Consider the following 17,559-nt stretch of genomic DNA (forward strand, 5'->3'; position numbering starts at 1 on the left):
GGTCGTATCCGGTATTAGACCCCGTTTCCAGGGCTTGTCCCAGAGTGCAGGGCAGATTGCCCACGTGTTACTCACCCGTTCGCCACTAATCCACCACCGAAGCGGCTTCATCGTTCGACTTGCATGTGTTAAGCACGCCGCCAGCGTTCGTCCTGAGCCAGGATCAAACTCTCCGTGAATGTTTCCCCGTAATCGGGGCGAACACATCACGAGAAGAGCGGAACAACCAGGCGGAATAGGCCCGGTCGTTCACAGCGTCCTCGCTGTGTCTTTCAAAGGAACCTCATCCAAGACCATCAAAGATGGCCCGTGGACGGGGTTGTTTTATAGTCTGGCGTTGACTTTTGGCACGCTGTTGAGTTCTCAAGGAACGGACGCTTCCTTCGTACTCACCCTCTCGGGCTTTCCTCCGGGCGCTTCCCTCCGGTATTTCGTGTTTCCAACCCTACCAGATCCGTTTTCCGTTCCGTTTCCGGTTCGGAATTCATTTCCGGCCCCCTGCTGGAGCGGGGTTTTTGCCTTCTGCTTTCGCTTTCCGGCGATTCCGACTTTATCAGATTTCGAGCGAGCCGATTACACGGCTGTTTCGCTTCCATCTGGTGGGAGTCGAAGTGCTTCGTAATCACATGAGGAGTCCTCACGGTTCGAAGCGATGTAGATACTAGCTGCTGCAGGCGACTAGGTCCAGTCGTCCCAACCGTTCGAATCTACCTCCCCCACCCACCCGTGTCAACAGGTTTGGCGGGGCAGAAGAAGACCCTACCAGCTCCTGCAGGGCGGGTTCGCCACGGGTTCTCAGTCGAAGACCGACGGCGGGGTCTCCAGCTCCTCAAGCTCGATGCCGGGGGCGGACAGGACCACGTCGCCGGCCAGGTGGACGGTATGCCGCTCGCCCGTGTCGAGGGCGTTGACCTGGTATTCGTCCACTTCCAGGGTCCCGTTGTCAGTGGGGTGTGGTGTCCTGCTGACCAGGGCCCACGACTGGTCGAGGGTGAGGGGGGCGAGCACGGGGGCGGTGAAGGACACCAGGCGGACGCGGGTGGGCGGGGCGCCGGGGGTCGGGCGGAGGAGCCGGGCGACGGCCACGTAGAAGGCGGGGGAGGTACCGGTGAAGCCGTGGGCGCGGACGTTGCCCTCGGTCGCGTGGTCGCCGGACGGGTCCGTGCGGACCCAGGTGACGCCTTCGAGCGCCGCTGCCCGCACCTGCCAGTCGGCGGACCGGAGCTGGAGGCGGATGGGGCGGCCGAGGGCGTCGATCGCGAGATCGACGGAGCCGGCCGGTGCGCCGGACGCATGGGTGGTCGTGGAGACGTAGCGCCAGCCGGAGGGGCCGGTCGCGCACTGGAAGTGTTCGTCACCGAGGGGGGTGTGGTCGTGCGGATCGTGGAGCGAGTAGCGGCCGCGGGGCATGGGGAGTTCCTTGACACGAACGGGCCAGGCCCCCGCCGCGGGGGCAGGGGCCTGGCCGGCCGGCTGGTGCGCCGGCTGCTGACGCTGCTGTGGCTCCCGGTACCGGCGTGGCTGGTGTGGCCGGCGTGGCCGGTACGGAGGGGGCCGTCAGTAACGGTAGTGGTCGGGCTTGTACGGGCCCTCGACCTTGACGCCGATGTACTCCGCCTGCTCCGGGCGGAGGGTCGTCAGCTTCACGCCGAGCGCGTCGAGGTGCAGCCGGGCGACCTTCTCGTCCAGGTGCTTCGGCAGCACATAGACGTCGGTCGGGTACGACTCCGGCTTGGTGAAGAGCTCGATCTGGGCCAGCGTCTGGTCGGCGAAGGAGTTCGACATCACGAAGGACGGGTGGCCGGTGGCGTTGCCCAGGTTCAGCAGGCGGCCCTCGGACAGCACGATGAGGACCTTGCCGTCGGGGAAGGTCCAGGTGTGGACCTGCGGCTTGACCTCGTCCTTGACGATGCCGGGGATCTTGGCCAGGCCGGCCATGTCGATCTCGTTGTCGAAGTGGCCGATGTTCCCGACGATGGCCTGGTGCTTCATCCTGGCCATGTCGGAGGCCATGATGATGTCCTTGTTGCCGGTCGTGGTGATGAAGATGTCGGCGGTCTCGACGACGTCGTCCAGCGTCGCGACCTGGTAGCCGTCCATGGCGGCCTGGAGGGCGCAGATCGGGTCGATCTCGGTGACGATCACCCGGGCGCCCTGGCCCCGGAGGGACTCGGCACAACCCTTGCCGACGTCGCCGTAGCCGCAGATGACCGCGACCTTGCCGCCGATGAGGACGTCGGTGGCGCGGTTGATGCCGTCGACGAGGGAGTGGCGGCAGCCGTACTTGTTGTCGAACTTCGACTTGGTCACGGCGTCGTTCACGTTGATCGCCGGGAACAGCAGGGTGCCGGCGGCCTGCATCTCGTAGAGGCGGTGGACGCCCGTCGTGGTCTCCTCGGTGACGCCGCGGATCTCCGATGCCAGCTGGGTCCACTTCTGGGGGTTCTCTCCCAGGGTGCGGTTCAGCAGGGTGAGGATCTGCGCGTACTCCTCACTGTCCGCCGTCGACGGGTCGGGGGCCGCGCCGGCCTTCTCGAACTCGACGCCCTTGTGCACGAGCAGGGTGGCGTCGCCACCGTCGTCGAGGATCATGTTCGGGCCGCCGGTGGGGGTGTCCGGCCAGGTCAGCGCCTGCTCCGTGCACCACCAGTACTCCTCCAGCGTCTCGCCCTTCCAGGCGAAGACCGGGACGCCCCGGGGGTTGTCCGGAGTGCCGTCGGGGCCCACCGCGATGGCCGCGGCCGCGTGGTCCTGGGTGGAGAAGATGTTGCAGGACGCCCAGCGCACCCGCGCGCCCAGCGCCACCAGGGTCTCGATCAGCACCGCCGTCTGCACGGTCATGTGCAGCGAGCCGGTGACGCGGGCGCCCGCCAGCGGCTGCGCCTCCGCGTACTCCTTGCGGATCGCCATCAGACCGGGCATCTCGTGCTCGGCGAGGGTGATCTCCTTACGGCCGAATGCCGCCAGGGAAAGGTCCGCGACCTTGAAGTCCTGGCCGGTGGAGGTGGTGGTCATACGGGCTGCTCCTCCTGAAGGGCGAGCGAGGGATGGGTACGGCCGTGCGACGGACAGGGCGTCGTGCGTGTCGATCCCCTCGACTTCCGCACATCACACCTGGCCGCAGCGCAGTCCGTCGGAGGCCCTCTCTCCCTCGGCCGGCCCGTCGTGCGAACCGCCCGACCGCCATCAGCAGCGACGTCTGGCACCGGAATCGAATCTACACCGGACGGCCCCCTGATCCCCAGCCCCTCCACCGGATCCCCACGGCCTTCGGGGGCTTCGGGGCCTTCGGCGGCGGATTGTCAGGACACCGCGGGAGCCAGGAGGTTCCGCCGACCGCGCCGACCGGACGTCTCTTCCCCGGGCTCCGCCGCTCCTCTGTAACAGGATGCGACTGCGACAGGAAGCCACTGCTGCGACAGAGAGCGACTGCGCACGTACTGCCGGAACACGTTCTGCCGGGAAGGAGGCCCCGTGACCGGTCCGGCCGATTCCTCCGAGGGCGCGGGAGCCGGCGGGCGGCGGCTCAGGCTGCTCGCCGTGACCGCCTGTCCCACGGGCATCGCCCACACCTATATGGCGGCCGAGAAGCTGGCCCAGGCCGCCGAGGCGCTCGGGCACCGGATCCGGGTGGAGACGCAGGGCGCCATCGGCGCGGAGAACGTCCTGACGGCCCGGGAGATCGCGGAGTCCGACGGGGTGATCGTCGCCGCCGACAAGGACGTCGATCTGGGGCGGTTCGACGGCAAGAGGGTGCTGGTCGTCGGCGTGGCCGAGGGCATCCACCACCCGGAGCGGTTGATCGAGGGCGTCCTGAGCGCTCCCGTGCACCGGACGGGAGGCGGCGCCGGCGGAACCGGAGGGTTCCCCACCGGGCAAGGAGCGGGAGCGGGCGCGGGCGCCACCGTTCACCGGGCCGTGTACCGGGCGCTGATGAACGGCGTCTCGTACATGATCCCGTTCGTCGTCACCGGCGGACTGCTGATCGCGGTGTCGCTCGCGCTGGGAGGCCGGGCCGGGCCGCACGGTCTGGTGATCCCCCCGGATTCCTTCTGGGACCACGTCCACCGGATCGGCGAGATCGGGTTCGCCCTGATGCTGCCCGTGCTCTCCGGCTACATCGCCTACGCGCTCGCCGACCGGCCGGCGCTGGTGCCCGGCATGGTCGGCGGCTGGCTGGCGAACGACGGCGCGCTGTACGGCTCCCGGTCGGGGGCGGGCTTCCTCGGGGCCATCGCCACCGGCTTCCTGGCGGGCTGGCTGGTGCTCGGCATCAAACGGGTCGCCGTGCCGCGGTTCCTCCGGCCGATCATGCCGATCATCGTCATCCCGGTGGTGGCCACGTCCGTCCTCGGGCTGTTCTTCGTCTATGCGCTGGGCGGCCCGATCTCCTGGGTCTTCGACCACCTCACCGACTGGCTCGCCGGGCTGACCGGGGCGGGTGTGGCGGTGCTCGGGGTGCTCCTGGGGCTGATGATCACGTTCGACATGGGCGGGCCGGTCAACAAGACGGCCTTCCTCTTCGGGGCCGGGCTGGTCTCCCAGAGCCCCGAGGTCATGGGCATGTGCGCGGCCGCCATCCCCGTCCCCCCGCTCGGCCAGGGGCTGGCGACGCTGCTGCGGCGGGGCATGTTCCGGGCCCAGGAGCGCGAGGCGGGGCTCGCGGCGCTGGTCATGGGCTTCTTCGGGCTGACGGAGGGAGCGATCCCGTTCGCCGCCGCCCGTCCCGCCCGGGTGATCCCGGCGAACATGCTGGGCGGTGCGGTGGCCGGTGCCATCGCGGGGCTCGCGGCGGTCACGGACCGGGTGCCGCACGGCGGGCCGGTCGTCGCCGTGCTGGGCGCGGTGGGCGGTGTGCCGATGTTCTTCGTCGCCGTGGCGATGGGCACGGTCGTCACCGCCCTGGCGACCGTGACCCTGATGACGCTGGGCCGCGCCCCCGCCCCCACCCCCGCACCGGCGGACGTCGCCGCGTCGCCGTCGTACGACGGAGGCGAGGTGCTGGGCGGGCGGCTCACGGGGCGGACGGTCCGCCCCCGGCTCGGCGCGCGTCACAAGGAGGCGGCGATCCGGGAGTTGGCGGGTCTGCTCGCCGAGGGCGGCGGTGTGGTGGACGGCGACGGGCTCGTCGCCGCCCTCCTCGACCGGGAGGCGCTGGGCGGCACCGGGGTCGGCGACGCCGTGGCCATTCCCCACGCCAGGACCGACGCCGTCGTGGCCCCGGCGGTCGCCTTCGCCCGCTCGGCCGAGGGCATCGACTGGGGCTCGGCCGACGGCGCCCCCGCCCGGCTCCTCTTCGCCGTCGCGGTACCCGAGGGGGCGGCCGACGAGCACCTGCGGATCCTGGCGTCGCTGTCCCGGAGGCTGATGGACCCGGAGTTCCGGCAACGCCTCACGGCGGCGCCGGACACCCCCGCGATCCTTCGGGTGCTGAGCGAGATCCGGTGACCGTCCGGCCCGCGCACGACGGCGGACGGTCCATTCCGGAAGAGAAAGCCGTCAGGCCGGAACCCCCGGCCCCCCGGGCGTCGCCGCCGGGTCCGGGCCGGCCGCCGCCGCGGTCTCGCTGAAGATGTCGGGTTCCAGGTAGATGACGCGGGCGATGGGCACGGCGGCGCGGATGCGGGCCTCGGCGGCGTCGATGGCGCGGACGACATCGGCGGCGGTGTCGTCCCGTCGCACGGCGACCTTGGCGGCGACGAGGAGCTCCTCGGGGCCGAGGTGGAGCGTCCGCATGTGGATGACGCCCGTCACGGTCTCGCCGTCGACGGCGGCCTCGCGGATCCGGGCGACCTGCTCGGGTCCCGCGGCCTCGCCGAGGAGCAGCGACTTGGTCTCGGCGGCGAGGACCAGGGCGATGAGGACGAGGAGGGCGCCGATGCAGAGGGTGCCGATGCCGTCCCAGACGCCGTCGCCGGTGGCGACGGTGAGGCTGACGCCGAGGAGCGCGAGGACGAGGCCGACGAGGGCGCCGAAGTCCTCCAGGAGGACCACGGGCAGCTCGGGGGCCTTGGCGGTGCGGACGAACTGCTTCCAGGTCTGCCGGCCGCGCAGCGCGTTCGACTCCTGGATCGCGGTGCGGAAGGAGAAACTCTCGGCGATGACGGCGAAGACGAGCACGCCGACCGGCCAGTACCAGTTGTCGAGCTCGTGCGGTTCCTTGATCTTCTCGTAGCCCTCGTAGAGGGCGAAGACGCCACCGATGGTGAAGAGGACGATGGAGACGAGGAACCCGTAGACGTACCGCTCACGGCCGTAGCCGAAGGGGTGTTCCTCGCTCGCCGCCTTCTGTGCCTTCTTGCCGCCGACCAGCAGCAGTGCCTGGTTGCCCGAGTCGGCGACCGAGTGCACGCCTTCCGCGAGCATCGACGACGATCCGCTGAACGCGAAGGCGACGAACTTCGCCACGGCGATGGCCAGATTGGCCCCCAGCGCGGCGACGATGGCCTTCGTTCCGCCTTGTGCACTCATACGTACGGGTTGTCCCTTCCGCCCACGACGATCCCGGCAGTGCTGCCGGCGGCGGCATCCGCAATGATCTTTGCTGTTTCTTTGCCGCCTTCGGCGGGCCATTGTGTCAGCAGGGACGCCCGGTGCGCGTTCAGGCCACGACAGTGGCGCGGAAAAGCGTGCACTCCCCCCGTAGTTCCACGGGCTCCCCGGCGCGGACGAACGCGGACTCGCCCCGGGAGAGCTCCAGTTCGCCGTCGTCACCGCGGAGGTGTGCCGTACCGGCGGTGCACAGGAGGATCTGGGGGGCGCGCGCGTCCAGCAGCCGGGGCGGGGTGCCGACGGCCCGTACGTACCGGGAGAGGCGGAAGTCGTCCGCGGGCGTGGCGTAGACCTCCGCCTCGTCCGGCCCGGCCTCGGGCCGGAGGACGGCGGGGACGGTGGGCTCGAAGCGGACGACCCGCAGCAGCTCGGGGACGTCGACGTGCTTGGGCGTCAGACCGCACCGCAGCACGTTGTCCGAGCTGCCCATGACCTCGACGCCGAGGCCGTCGAGGTAGGCGTGCGGGACGCCGGCGCCCAGGTAGAGGGCTTCGCCGGGCTGGAGCCTGACGTGGTTGAGGAGCATGGCGGCGATGACGCCCGGGTCGCCGGGGTAGTGCCGGGCGAGGAAGGCGTAGGCGGCGCAGTCGTCCCGGTACGGGCCGTCCTGGGCGGCGAGCCGGTCGCACGCGGCGGCGGCGCGGGAGACGGTCGCGGCCATCGCCCCGGGCTCGGCGGTCAGGACGGCGGTCAGGACCTCGCGGAGCGCGTCGGCCTCGGGGTGGGCGTGCAGCAGGTCGACGTACGGCTTCAGCTCGTCGACGCCGAGGGCCGCGAACAGGTCGGCCGTCCGTACCGGGTCGCGGAAGCCGCACAGCCCGTCGAAGACCGTGAGGGCGCAGAGGAGTTCGGGCTTGTGGTGCGGGTCCTTGTAGTTGCGGTGCGGAGCGTCGAGAGGGATGCCGAGGGCTTCCTCGGCGGCGAACCCGGCCTCCGCCGCGGCGCCGTCGGGGTGCACCTGGAGGGAGAGCGGCGAGGCGGCGGCGAGCAGTTTGACCAGGAAGGGGAGCCGGGGGCCGAAGGCGCGGACGGTCGTCGCGCCGAGCTCGCCCTCCGGGTCGGCGGCGATGACCTCGGTGAGGGGGCGCGGCCCGTCGCCCCGGTCGACGCGGGAGGGGGCGCCGGGGTGGGCCCCCATCCAGAGTTCGGCCTGGGGCTCACCGGTCACCGGGGTGCCGAGGAGTCCGGGGATCGCGGTGGTGGAGCCCCAGGCGTAGGGGCGCACGGTGTTGGCGAGGCGGTCCATGGGACGTTCCTGACTGACGGGGTGGTTCCTGACGGTTCGTACGGGTCGAGCACCGGCCGTACGGGCCCGCGCGCCGGACGCGCGGCTCCCGTTCCGGCCGTACGGATCCGGCGCGGTGTGCGTCCGGTTCCGGTCCTGCCTGGTCACGGGGGCGTCAGGGCGTCCCGGCGAGGGCCAGGTAGACGGCGGCGAAATCGGTGACGGCCAGCAGCTCGGCGGCGGTCTCCAGGGCGGTCCCGCCCTCGGTGGCCTCCAGCTCGCTGATCGGCGTGCCGCGGTGCAGGGCCAGGTCGCGGGCCCCCTGGGCGGGCGAGGTGACCTCGTCCGGTTCGCGTTCGCGGAGCAGGACGACGCGGGCGTGCAGGGCTTCGGGGTCCTCGACGCGGTCGCGGAAGAAGTCCTCCGGGTCGGCGCCGGCGGCGAAGGCCCCGGAGAGCAGGGTGCCGTGGGCGGTGAGCGCCTCGGGCAGTTCGGCGGCGAGCGCCGGGCGGCCGGCGAGCGCGGCGAGGACGGTCGCGAAGCGGCGTCCCGCCGCGGCGGCGAGCTCGCCCTCGGTCCAGATGAGCGGGAGGGTGTCGGCCAGTTCCGCGGCGAGGGTCTTGGCCGGGTTGCTGTAGGTGGCGACGGCCGGCCCGCAGCGTTCGGCGAGCTGGTCGAGCCGGTCGGCGAGCGCGTCCAAGGCGGTCGGCGGGGCCTCGAACAGGCCGATGCGGTCGGCGAGCGCGAGCAGCGGGGTGAGCAGGGACCAGAGGGTGCCGGGCCCGGTCGGCAGGACGTTCTCGCCGTTCTCGGGGCGGGCGGGGACGTCGTCGCCGGACATCGTCGTCTCGTACGGCGTGCTGGTCAGCGGGATCGCCAGGCCGCGGGCCTGGGTGGTGGCCTCGGCGAGCGGGGAGCCGGCGGGGGTGACGCAGACGACGGAGCAGCCGCGGCGGTACGCCTGTTCGAGGAGGAGGGCCAGGCCGGGCTCGGTGCCGTCCGGGCTGACGACGAGGAGCAGGTCGAGCGGGCCGGTCCAGCCCGGGAGCGTCCAGCGCAGGGCCCCCGGGGCGGGGGCGACGCCGGTCGGGCGGAGCGGGGCGACGGGGCAGCCGCCGCCGGCGAGCGCGGACAGCAGGTCGGCCGTGGAGCCGGCGGCCGGTCCCGGCCCGGCGACGATGACGGCGCGTGGGCGGCCGTCCGGCCGCAGCGCTCCGACGCCCGCCTCGACGGCGTTGCGGGCGGCCGTCCGGACGCGGGCGCCGCACTCGGCGGCGCCGCGCAGCAGCCCGTGGACGTCGGCGCGGGAGAGGGCGTCGGGGTCATCGAGAAGTGACTCGTCGAACACCGTTGATCAGCTCCGATCGCCGTGGTGTACGGGGTGCCGGCCGGGGGGCGGCTCGGCTCAGGAGGGGCGTCGGGCCTCGTCCACCAGGAGGACGGGGATGCCGTCGCGGACGGGGTACGCCAGGGCGCAGCTCTCGCTCTCGCACACCAGCTCGGCGGTCTCTCCGGAGCCGTCCGTTTCCTGCCGCAGCGGGGCGTGGCACGCGGGGCAGGCGAGGATCTCCAGGAGGCCGGCTTCGAGCGGCATGGGGGTTCCCTTCGGGAGGTGTGCGTCTCTGTGCGGTCAGGGTACCGCCGGACGTCACCTCGGGTGACGCCCGGCGGGGGGGCTCAGGCGCGCACGACGGCCAGGACCTCGTCGCGGATCCTGGCGACCGTCGCGGCGTCGCGGGCCTCGACGTTCAGCCGCAGCAGGGGCTCGGTGTTGGAGGCCCGGAGGTTGAACCACCAGTCCCGGGCGGTGACGGTGAGGCCGTCCAGTTCGTCGAGCTCGACGTCCTCCCGGTCCGCGTAGGCGGCCTTGACGGCGGCGGCCCGGCCCGGCTGGTCGGCGACGGTGCTGTTGATCTCGCCGGAGGCGGCGTAGCGGTCGTACTCCCGGACCAGCTCGGAGAGCGGCCCGCCCTGGCCGCCGAGGGCGGCGAGGACGTGGAGCGCGGCGAGCATGCCGGTGTCGGCGTTCCAGAAGTCGCGGAAGTAGTAGTGGGCGGAGTGCTCGCCGCCGAAGATGGCGCCGGTGCGGGCCATCTCCTGCTTGATGAAGGAGTGCCCCACCCGGGTGCGGACCGGCTTGCCGCCGTTCTCCCTGACGACCTCGGGCACCGACCAGGAGGTGATGAGGTTGTGGATGACCGTGCCGCCGGGGTGCTTGGCGAGTTCGCGGGCGGCGACCAGCGCGGTGATCGCGGACGGGGAGACGGGGTCGCCGTTCTCGTCGACGACGAAGCAGCGGTCGGCGTCGCCGTCGAAGGCGAGGCCGATGTCGGCGCCCGTCTCGCGGACCTTGGCCTGGAGGTCGACGAGGTTCTTGGGGTCGAGGGGGTTGGCCTCGTGGTTGGGGAAGGTGCCGTCGAGCTCGAAGTAGAGCGCGATCAGGTCGACCGGCAGCCCTTCCAGGACGGTGGGGACCGTGTGCCCGCCCATGCCGTTGCCGGCGTCCACCACGGTCTTCAGCGGCCGGATCGTCCGCAGGTCGACCAGGGAGCGCAGGTGGGCGGCGTAGTCGGCGAGGGTGTCGCGCCGCGTCAGGGTGCCGGTGGCGGCAACGGGCTCGGGCGCCCCGTTCTCCGACCAGTCCTCCACGAGGGCGCGGATCTCGGCGAGTCCGGTGTCCTGGCCGACGGGGGCGGCGCCGGCGCGGCACATCTTGATGCCGTTGTACTGGGCCGGGTTGTGGCTGGCCGTGAACATGGCGCCGGGCAGCCCGAGGTGTCCGCTGGCGAAGTAGAGCTGGTCGGTCGAGCAGAGCCCGATCTCGGTGACGTCGGCGCCGCGGGCCGCGGCGCCGCGTGCGAAGGCCCGTGCCAGCCCCGGGGAGGAGGGCCGCATGTCGTGCCCGACCACGATCGCGTCGGCCTCCGTCACCTTGGCGAAGGCCGCGCCGAAGAGCTCGGCGAGCGCCTCGTCCCACTGGTCGGGGACCACACCGCGCACGTCGTACGCCTTCACGAGCTGCGACAGATCAGCCACGTCTCACCCTCCTGGAGTCCGGTACAGGTCCGGTACAGGTACCCAAACCTACCCGGACGCACCGCCGATCCGGACGGCGGACGGCCGTCGGGGACCGGAACCGGGGACGGACGGCCCCGCGAACGGCGGACGACGACGGGGCAGCCCGGCGGCGGGGCGTCAGGAATCGGGCGAGCGCAGCACCCTGAGGTGGCCCCGGCGGGCGACCTCCATCGGGTTGACCTCGCGGCTGCTGGGGCCCACGGGGCCCTTGACCGGCCCGGAGCCCCCCGCGGCGCGCTCCCGCGGACGGGCCGCTTCCCGGACGGCGTTGGCCAGCGCTTCGAGGTCATCGCTGCTGGGCCGGGCGGGGCCGGTGTCCACGGCGAGCCGGACGACGTCCCACCCGCGGGGGGCGGTCAGCCGCTCGGAGTGCTCGGCGCACAGGTCGTAGCAGTGGGGTTCGGCGTAGGTGGCGAGCGGGCCGAGGACCGCGGTCGAATCGGCGTAGACGTACGTCAGCGTCGCGACGGCCGGGCGGCCGCACGCGGTGCGCGAACAGCGACGTACAGGGCTCACGAGGTGGGACGGTACCGCACTCTTGAGCGGGCCGCGACGACTCACTCCTGGCTCACCCCTCCGTGTCGTGCCGGAGCGCCCGGTGGACACCGTCCCCGAACCGCCGGGTTGACCTGCGCGGGGAAGGGACGGGACGGGATGCGCGGCCCTGGAACTCTGTCATCACCCAGCCACCATAGTGTCATTCAGCATGCGCTCGCCGGTCCGATGGCTGGCTTTATCCGATCGCAAGGATGACCGGAATGCTCATCCTGCGACATCCGATGAGATGCGCGGCTACCGCGCGTACCCGGCCGACCGGCGGATACCCTTCGAGGTGATGGACAGCCCCGTACCTCCCGCAGCCGGACCGCCCGACCGGCACCCGCGCCACCGCGACCGGCACGGCCGCGGCATGCGCGGTCCGATCGCCCCGCCGCAGGTGCCGCTGTCGGTGAGCAGGGCGGAGGCGTTCGTCGACCTCGTCCATGACTCGGCGGAGCGGCTGGAGCGCCGCTGGCCGCAACTGGCCTCCGTGGACTTCGTGGTGCGGGAGGTGCCCGTGCCCGGTGAGGACGGCGAGCCGGGCGAGGCGGTGTTCCTCGACGGCGAATCGGTGCCGCTCGGCCGGTACGTCGAGGCCCGCGGCGACGCCCCCGACCGGATCGTGATCTACCGCCGCCCGGTCGAGATCCGCACCAAGACCCGCGACGACCGGGCCCTGCTGGTGCACGAGGTCGTCGTCGAGCAGGTCGCCGAACTCCTGGGCCTGGCCCCCGAGTCGGTCGACCCGCGCTACGGGCAGGACTGACCGCCCCGCGCCCCGGTCAGCGCGTGACCGTGGACAGGTCGGCCCGGACCTCTGGCACCTCCACCGTGGAACGGTCGTCCGGCACCGGCTGGACGGTGAACGCGGGCACGCCGTCCTTGGGCAGCGTCAGCGTCCGGGAGAGGTGCACCGGACCGCCGGACGTCTTCTCCACGGTCACCGCGAACACCCCCTTGCCACCGGCGGGCGCCGCCGGTTCGACGGTCAGCGTGGTCCCGCCCCGGACGGTGTAACTCTTCACCGCCTGTGTCCCGCCGCCGCTGCCGGCCGACGTCACGACCTTCACCCGCGCGTCCTTCTCCGGCGCCACCAGGGACAGCGTCGTGGCCTTCGCCCGGTTGTCCGCCGCCGTGCCGCGGGTGTCGACCGGGCCGACCGCCGGGAGGTACGCCGTCTCCTGCTTGTCCCCCTTGCCGCGCGTCACCCGCAGCCCGGCGACGACCTTCCCGCCGCCCTCGGCGGTGAGCAGCAGCGAGCCCGCCTCGCCCCGGGTGACGCCGCCCAGTTCGGTCTCGGCGGTCATACCGCTCTTGACGTGCAGCGTCTCGTGGCCGGCCGGGGTGATCGAGCCGGTGGGCCCGGCGAAGCGCAGCTTCAGGTCGGCGTCGTCGGAGCCGGGCGCGAAGGCGACGAGGCGTACGGAGGTGGCGTCGGCCGGGATGCCCGGCAGGACGGCGGCCGCGGTGGGCTCCGAAGGCGGCAGCCAGTCGCCGCCGAGCCTGTCGTCGGACGTCTGCACGGCGGCGCCGACCCGCCCGGAACGGGCGGTCACGTGCAGGGTGAGGTTCTCGGCGCCCGAGTCGGTCAGGGTGCTCAGCAGGACGGGCACCGACGAGCGCGGCGGGACGGTGACGCCCTCGCCGGCGGGTGCCGTGACGCGGCCGTCCTTGCCGTGCAGCTCCAGGTCGACGACGGCTGCGGTGCCGGGGTCGGGGTTGGTCAGGTGGACGTAGTCCTGGTGTCCCCTGCCCGTGCCGACGCCGGGGAACCAGAAGGACGTGTCGGGCGGCGCGCAGGTCAGCCCGTGCAGCCCGCGCCCGCTGCCCGCGGCGACGGCCGTGGTCTGCTGCACGGTCCAGCCGGGGGCGAGCGGACCGTCGGCGGCGCCGATGAGGGCCGGGGCGTCGGAGCGGTCGGTGGTGACCGTCACCGGCCTGCCGGGGGCCTTCGACGACAGGACGGGCTTGCCTTCCTGGGGCCCCGCTTTCTTCGCGTCCTTCTCGCCGGACTTCCGCACCGTCGCCGCGGGCACCAGGTCGGCCGTCCGGCGCGCCTCCGGTCCGCTGCCCGGGGTGAAGGCGGTGTACGTCGTCTCCCCCACGTCGGAGGAGGTCGGCGCCGGGCAGATCACGGCCGAGCGCTGGACGGGCATCCGGGCGGCGGACTTCGCCGCCGGCCGGGCGCCGTCGGTACCGGATCCGTCGTTCCCGGCGGGCCCGTTGACCGCCGCGACGCCGGTGACGGCGGCGAGCGCCGCCGCGGCCGCGAACAGGGAGAGGGTCGTGCGCTTCACTGCTGGTCGCTCCCGTCACGGCGGGGCCCGTGGCCGCCGTCGTACGTCGTGTCCTGCGGCTGTTGGACGCCGTACCCGTACGGGTCGTGGACACCGCCGTAGGGGCCCACGGCGTACGAGGTGTCCTGCCCGGCGTCCGGGTACATGCCGGGGTGGTAGCCCTGCTGCGCGTACGAGGCGTCGTATCCGCCCTGCTGGTACGGCAGTTGCTGCCCGTAGGGGTCCGTGGGGACCCCCTGGGCGTACTGCTGCTGCGGCACCGCCGCGTACGGGTCGGCCGAGGGCTGCTCGTACGGGTCGGCCGACAGCGGCACCGGCTCCGGCGCGGGCGCAGCGACGGGGGGCCGCTGCCCCTCGGCGGCGGCGCGCAGCCTGCGGGCCCGGCGGCCCTCGCCCGCGGGCGCCTCGGGTACGGACGCGGGCGCCGCGGCGGGCACCACGGCCTCGGGCAGGTCGTCGTCGACGTGGCGGCGGCGGCCCGGCAGGGCGAGGACGACGAGGACGAGGGCGAGCAGCCCCTGCGTCCACACCCAGGCGGTGTGGGCGAACGGCGTCTCGTAGGAGAGCGACAGCCGGCCGCCGGCCGCCGGGAGCGCGAAGCCCTGGGCCCAGCCGTCGACGGTGACGCGCTTGAGCGGCCGCCCGTCGAGGGTGGCCTGCCAGCCGGGCGCCGCCCGGTCGGCGAGGCGCAGCACCCGTCCGTCCTTCCCGGCCGGGATCGTGGCGCGGGCCCCTACGGGTCCGGCCGGGACGGCCACCGGGGCGGCGCCCTCGGCGACGACGCTCACGCGGGAGACCGGGCGGTCGACCCGCCACAGCGCGGTGCGGCCCTCCTGGCTGAGCCGGGTGAGGCCGGGCGCGGCGTCCAGGGCGCCGCCCAGCCGCTCGGCGGCGCCGTCGCGGACCAGGACGAAGCCGACGGCGTAGCCGGCGAGGCGGGCGGCCTGGTCGGCGCCGGAGCCTGCGACGAGGTCGGCGACGACGGAGTCGAGCCGCTTGTCGCGGCCGGGCGCCAGGGCGTCGTCGCCCATCCGGATCCCGGAGCCGCGGACGAGCGCGTAGGCGATGTGGGCGGTGTTCCCGGTGTCCTGGGCGAGGACCAGGGTGCGGGCCCGGTCGCGGGTGGTCGCCGCCTCGGCGACGAACGCCGGGACCTGTACGGGGTCCCGCCGCTCCAGCGGGCCCCCGGCCCCGCCCGCCGCCCAGACGACGGCGGCGAGCGGGGGTCCCGCGGCGGCCACGAGGGCGACGAGCCCGGCGACGGGCTGCCGCCAGCCGAAGCTCCGGGCGGCGACCCGCTCGCGGGCCCCCTCGGCGCCCACCGCGGCGGCGGCGATCAGCGCCAGGCCGTACACGAGGGTGGCGGACCCGGCCCACGCGGAGTGGTTGGCGAGCGCCGCGCACAGGAAGCCGGCGAGCGCCGCCGCCCAGGCGGTGCACACCGTGAACCGCCGGTCGGCGCGGAGCAGCGCGGCCAGGGCGGCGAGCAGGACACCGGCGAGGAGCAGCCCGCCGGAGGTCCCGGGGCCGCCGGGATCACCGGCGAGCAGGTGCAGGGGGGCCATCGAGGAGGAGTTCCCGCCGCCGTACTCCGTCCCGGCCTCGGTGAGGAAGCGGCCGGGGTCCGTGAACAGCCCGAGCGACCAGGGGGCGAGGACGAGGACGGGGGTGGCCGTCACGGCGAGGAGGCCGAGCCCGTGCGCGGCGAGGCCGCCGCCCCGGGCGCGCAGCGCGAGGACACCGAGGCCGAGGGCGGCGGCGAGCGGCCACACCAGCGGGGTGAAGGCGGTGGCAACGGTGAGCAGGAGGGCGTACGCCCAGACGGCCCGCCAGGTGGGGCGGCCGCCGGGCGAGCGGAATCCGCCGGCCGAGACGGCGGCCCGCGCCATCAGGGGCAGCAGGACCGCGAGGACGGCGGTGCCCAGCCGGCCCGTCGCGAGGGCGCCGGTGGCGGCGGGCAGGAACGCGTAGGCGACGCTCCCCCACGCCCGCAGCAGCCGTGAGCCGACGAGCGGGCGGGAGGCGAAGTAGGCGGTCAGTCCGGCCAGCGGGACCGAGCAGACCAGCAGCAGGGTGAGGGCGAGGTCCGTCGAGCCGAGGAGCAGGGTCGACAGGGACGCGAGCACCGCGAGGTACGGCGGGGCGCCCGCGGTGCTGCCGGTGCCGACGGCGTGCCAGCCGTCGGCGTAGCGCGACCACAGGTCGGACGCGCCCTCGGGCACCGGCAGCAGGGCACCGCCGGACAGCGCGCCGCCGCCGTACAGTCCCCGGCAGGCGACGGCGGAGACGAGCAGCAGGACGGCGAAGAGGACGGGCGCGGGCTTGCGGGCGATCCGCTTGAGCCGCGCGAACTGCTCGATCTCCAGGAAGTCGGCGTCGTCACCACCGGGTCCGGACTCGACGGCGCCGTGCCGGCCCGCCGAGCCGGAGGCGGCGTCCGTCCGCCCGCCGAAGGCGGTCGTCAGCTGCTCGAACGCGGCCCGCAGGGTGGCGCCGGGCGGCGGGAAGAGGGGACGCAGTTCCTTCGGGTCGGCGGCGGTGCGCGCCCGGCGACCGCGGGCGGCGCGGATCCGGCCGGGGCGCAGCAGGACGGAGCCCAGGCCGGTGAGTTCGTCGAGGGCCTGGCCGGGGACCTTGCCGACGAGGTGGCCGAGCGCGCTCAGCAGGGTGCCGAGGACGATGCGCAGCAGCGCGTACGGCAGGGCGGCGCCCCGGGTGTTGGCGAGCAGCGCGTAGACGGCCCCGGCCTTGTCGACACGGTGCGGGGAGGCCGGTCTGCGGCCCGCGCAGTCGACGGGGCGGCGCTCGCGGGAGGCCGCCTCGGCGTGCCGGAGCACGGCGTCGGGGGCGACGAGGACGCGGTGGCCCGCGGCGTGGGCGCGCCAGCAGAAGTCGACGTCGTCGCGCATGAGGGGCAGGCGGGGGTCGAAGCCGCCGAGCGCCTCCCAGACGTCCCGCCGGACGAGCATGCCCGCGGAGGAGACGGAGAGGACCGACCGCACCTGGTCGTGCTGGCCCTGGTCCTGTTCGCGGCGGTCGAGGCCGGTCCAGCGGCGGCCGCCGCGGGCGACGGTGACGCCGACCTCCAGGAGCTGTCTGCGGTCGTACCAGCTGCGGAGCTTGGGGCCGATGACGGCGGCGGGCCGGCCGGCGGTGATCTCCTGGTCGGCGACCCGGAGCAGTTCACGCAGGGCGCCGGGCTCGGGGGCGCAGTCGTCGTGCAGCAGCCACAGCCACTGGACGGGGTCGCCTTCTTGCGCGTCCGGGGACCCGTAGGGGTCGTGCGGGTCCTCCCGCCAGGTGCGGCTGACGGGGTCCCAGCCGCTGGACCCGGCGAGGTAGGGCAGGTCGTCGGCGGTGGGCGCGGGGGCCGCGCGGACCGCTTCGTCCACGGCGGTGCCGAAGCCGGCGCGGCGGGCGAGGTGCAGGACGCGGTCGGCGCCGAGCGCGTCGGCGAGCAGCCGGGCCGAGTCGTCGTCACTTCCGGTGTCGGCGGCGACGGCCCGCTGGACGGGCCGTTCCTGGCCGAGCAGCCCGGCGAGGGCGTCGGGAAGCCAGCGGGCGCCGTCGTGGGCGACGAGCACGGCGGTGACGACGTGGCGGGGGAACGCCGGGGGGTGGGTGAGGTCGAACGCGGGGGGTGCCGGGTGGTGGGCCGGCGAATCGCTGTGCGCGGACATCGGGGTACGGGCCCTCCGGCCGGGGGCGGTCGTACGGGAGCGGTCGGTGCTCCCGGCGCGGCCGCGGTGCTGGACTGCGGTGGACGGTGCGCCCGAGGGGGCGTCGGTCGTCTCGGACGGCACCCCACACTAGTGGCTGGCGACGGGGCGGTCCGCCTCCTCGGGGCGGGGGCCCCTGAAGCGGAAG

The 17,559-nt window shown here is 73.9% G+C and carries 12 protein-coding genes and 1 rRNA gene (1 of these 13 running past the window's edge); 2 read left to right on the forward strand and 11 right to left on the reverse strand.

The window, feature by feature from the left end; genetic code table 11:
* From HN013_RS04255 to ahcY, 3 genes are all read right to left on the reverse strand, one after another.
* Positions 1-179: ribosomal RNA gene (locus tag HN013_RS04255) — 16S ribosomal RNA — on the reverse strand; it reaches 1,343 nt to the left of the window's first position.
* A 616-nt stretch (positions 180-795) separates the two neighbouring features.
* Positions 796-1,410, reverse strand: a complete 615-nt coding sequence (locus tag HN013_RS04260) for a hypothetical protein (protein ID WP_171163094.1) — start codon at positions 1,408-1,410, stop codon at positions 796-798.
* Positions 1,411-1,557: 147 nt separating this feature from the next.
* Positions 1,558-3,015: an adenosylhomocysteinase gene (gene ahcY / locus HN013_RS04265; RefSeq protein ID WP_171163096.1), complete on the reverse strand. Its 1,458-nt coding sequence runs from the start codon at positions 3,013-3,015 to the stop codon at positions 1,558-1,560.
* A gap of 459 nt (positions 3,016-3,474) precedes the next feature.
* Here ahcY and HN013_RS04270 point away from each other — a divergent pair, with 459 nt between their 5' ends.
* The gene (locus HN013_RS04270; protein WP_171163098.1) at positions 3,475-5,448 is read left to right on the forward strand and encodes a fructose-specific PTS transporter subunit EIIC; all 1,974 of its coding nucleotides are present in this window, start codon (positions 3,475-3,477) and stop codon (positions 5,446-5,448) included.
* 51 nt (positions 5,449-5,499) lie between these two features.
* On the opposite strand, the gene HN013_RS04275 is transcribed toward HN013_RS04270, so the two are convergent.
* The 6 genes from HN013_RS04275 to HN013_RS04300 form a co-directional block, all read right to left on the reverse strand.
* Positions 5,500-6,471 carry a cation diffusion facilitator family transporter gene (locus HN013_RS04275; protein WP_171163100.1) on the reverse strand — a complete coding sequence of 324 codons (972 nt, stop codon included), beginning with the start codon at positions 6,469-6,471 and terminating at the stop codon, positions 5,500-5,502.
* Between the two features lie 130 nt (positions 6,472-6,601).
* Complete coding sequence (gene manA, locus HN013_RS04280) at positions 6,602-7,798, reverse strand: mannose-6-phosphate isomerase, class I (protein ID WP_171163102.1); 1,197 nt, start codon at positions 7,796-7,798, stop codon at positions 6,602-6,604.
* A 154-nt stretch (positions 7,799-7,952) separates the two neighbouring features.
* Positions 7,953-9,125 carry an SIS domain-containing protein gene (locus HN013_RS04285; RefSeq protein WP_171163104.1) on the reverse strand — a complete coding sequence of 391 codons (1,173 nt, stop codon included), beginning with the start codon at positions 9,123-9,125 and terminating at the stop codon, positions 7,953-7,955.
* Positions 9,126-9,182: 57 nt separating this feature from the next.
* Positions 9,183-9,371, reverse strand: coding sequence for a Trm112 family protein (locus HN013_RS04290; protein WP_171163106.1), 189 nt, complete (start codon positions 9,369-9,371; stop codon positions 9,183-9,185).
* 83 nt (positions 9,372-9,454) lie between these two features.
* On the reverse strand, positions 9,455-10,813 hold the full coding sequence (locus HN013_RS04295) for a phosphomannomutase/phosphoglucomutase (RefSeq protein WP_171163108.1): 1,359 nt from the start codon (positions 10,811-10,813) through the stop codon (positions 9,455-9,457).
* Between the two features lie 159 nt (positions 10,814-10,972).
* On the reverse strand, positions 10,973-11,416 hold the full coding sequence (locus HN013_RS04300; RefSeq protein ID WP_171163110.1) for a DUF3499 domain-containing protein: 444 nt from the start codon (positions 11,414-11,416) through the stop codon (positions 10,973-10,975).
* A gap of 274 nt (positions 11,417-11,690) precedes the next feature.
* On the opposite strand from HN013_RS04300, the gene HN013_RS04305 reads away from it, so the two are divergent.
* Positions 11,691-12,161 (forward strand): metallopeptidase family protein, encoded by a 471-nt coding sequence (locus HN013_RS04305; RefSeq protein WP_171163309.1) that lies wholly within the window; start codon positions 11,691-11,693, stop codon positions 12,159-12,161.
* A gap of 16 nt (positions 12,162-12,177) precedes the next feature.
* On the opposite strand, the gene HN013_RS04310 is transcribed toward HN013_RS04305, so the two are convergent.
* Positions 12,178-13,692, reverse strand: a complete 1,515-nt coding sequence (locus HN013_RS04310; protein WP_171163112.1) for a DUF5719 family protein — start codon at positions 13,690-13,692, stop codon at positions 12,178-12,180.
* Positions 13,689-17,372: a glycosyltransferase gene (locus HN013_RS04315; protein ID WP_171163311.1), complete on the reverse strand. Its 3,684-nt coding sequence runs from the start codon at positions 17,370-17,372 to the stop codon at positions 13,689-13,691. Before HN013_RS04315 ends, HN013_RS04310 begins: the two co-directional genes overlap by 4 nt.
* Positions 17,373-17,559 lie beyond the last annotated feature (187 nt).

The sequence above is a fragment of the Streptomyces sp. I05A-00742 genome (assembly GCF_013055795.1).
Taxonomy (GTDB): Bacteria; Actinomycetota; Actinomycetes; order Streptomycetales; family Streptomycetaceae; genus Streptomyces.

Excerpts from the sequence above, each read along its gene's own strand:
- HN013_RS04275 (WP_171163100.1), bottom strand. The coding sequence starts at position 6,471 with ATGAGTGCACAAGGCGGAACGAAGGCCATCGTCGCCGCGCTGGGGGCC.
- manA (WP_171163102.1), bottom strand. The coding sequence starts at position 7,798 with ATGGACCGCCTCGCCAACACCGTGCGCCCCTACGCCTGGGGCTCCACC.
- HN013_RS04305 (WP_171163309.1), top strand. The coding sequence starts at position 11,691 with ATGGACAGCCCCGTACCTCCCGCAGCCGGACCGCCCGACCGGCACCCG.
- ahcY (WP_171163096.1), bottom strand. The coding sequence starts at position 3,015 with ATGACCACCACCTCCACCGGCCAGGACTTCAAGGTCGCGGACCTTTCC.
- HN013_RS04260 (WP_171163094.1), bottom strand. The coding sequence starts at position 1,410 with ATGCCCCGCGGCCGCTACTCGCTCCACGATCCGCACGACCACACCCCC.
- HN013_RS04290 (WP_171163106.1), bottom strand. The coding sequence starts at position 9,371 with ATGCCGCTCGAAGCCGGCCTCCTGGAGATCCTCGCCTGCCCCGCGTGC.
- HN013_RS04315 (WP_171163311.1), bottom strand. The coding sequence starts at position 17,372 with ATGTCCGCGCACAGCGATTCGCCGGCCCACCACCCGGCACCCCCCGCG.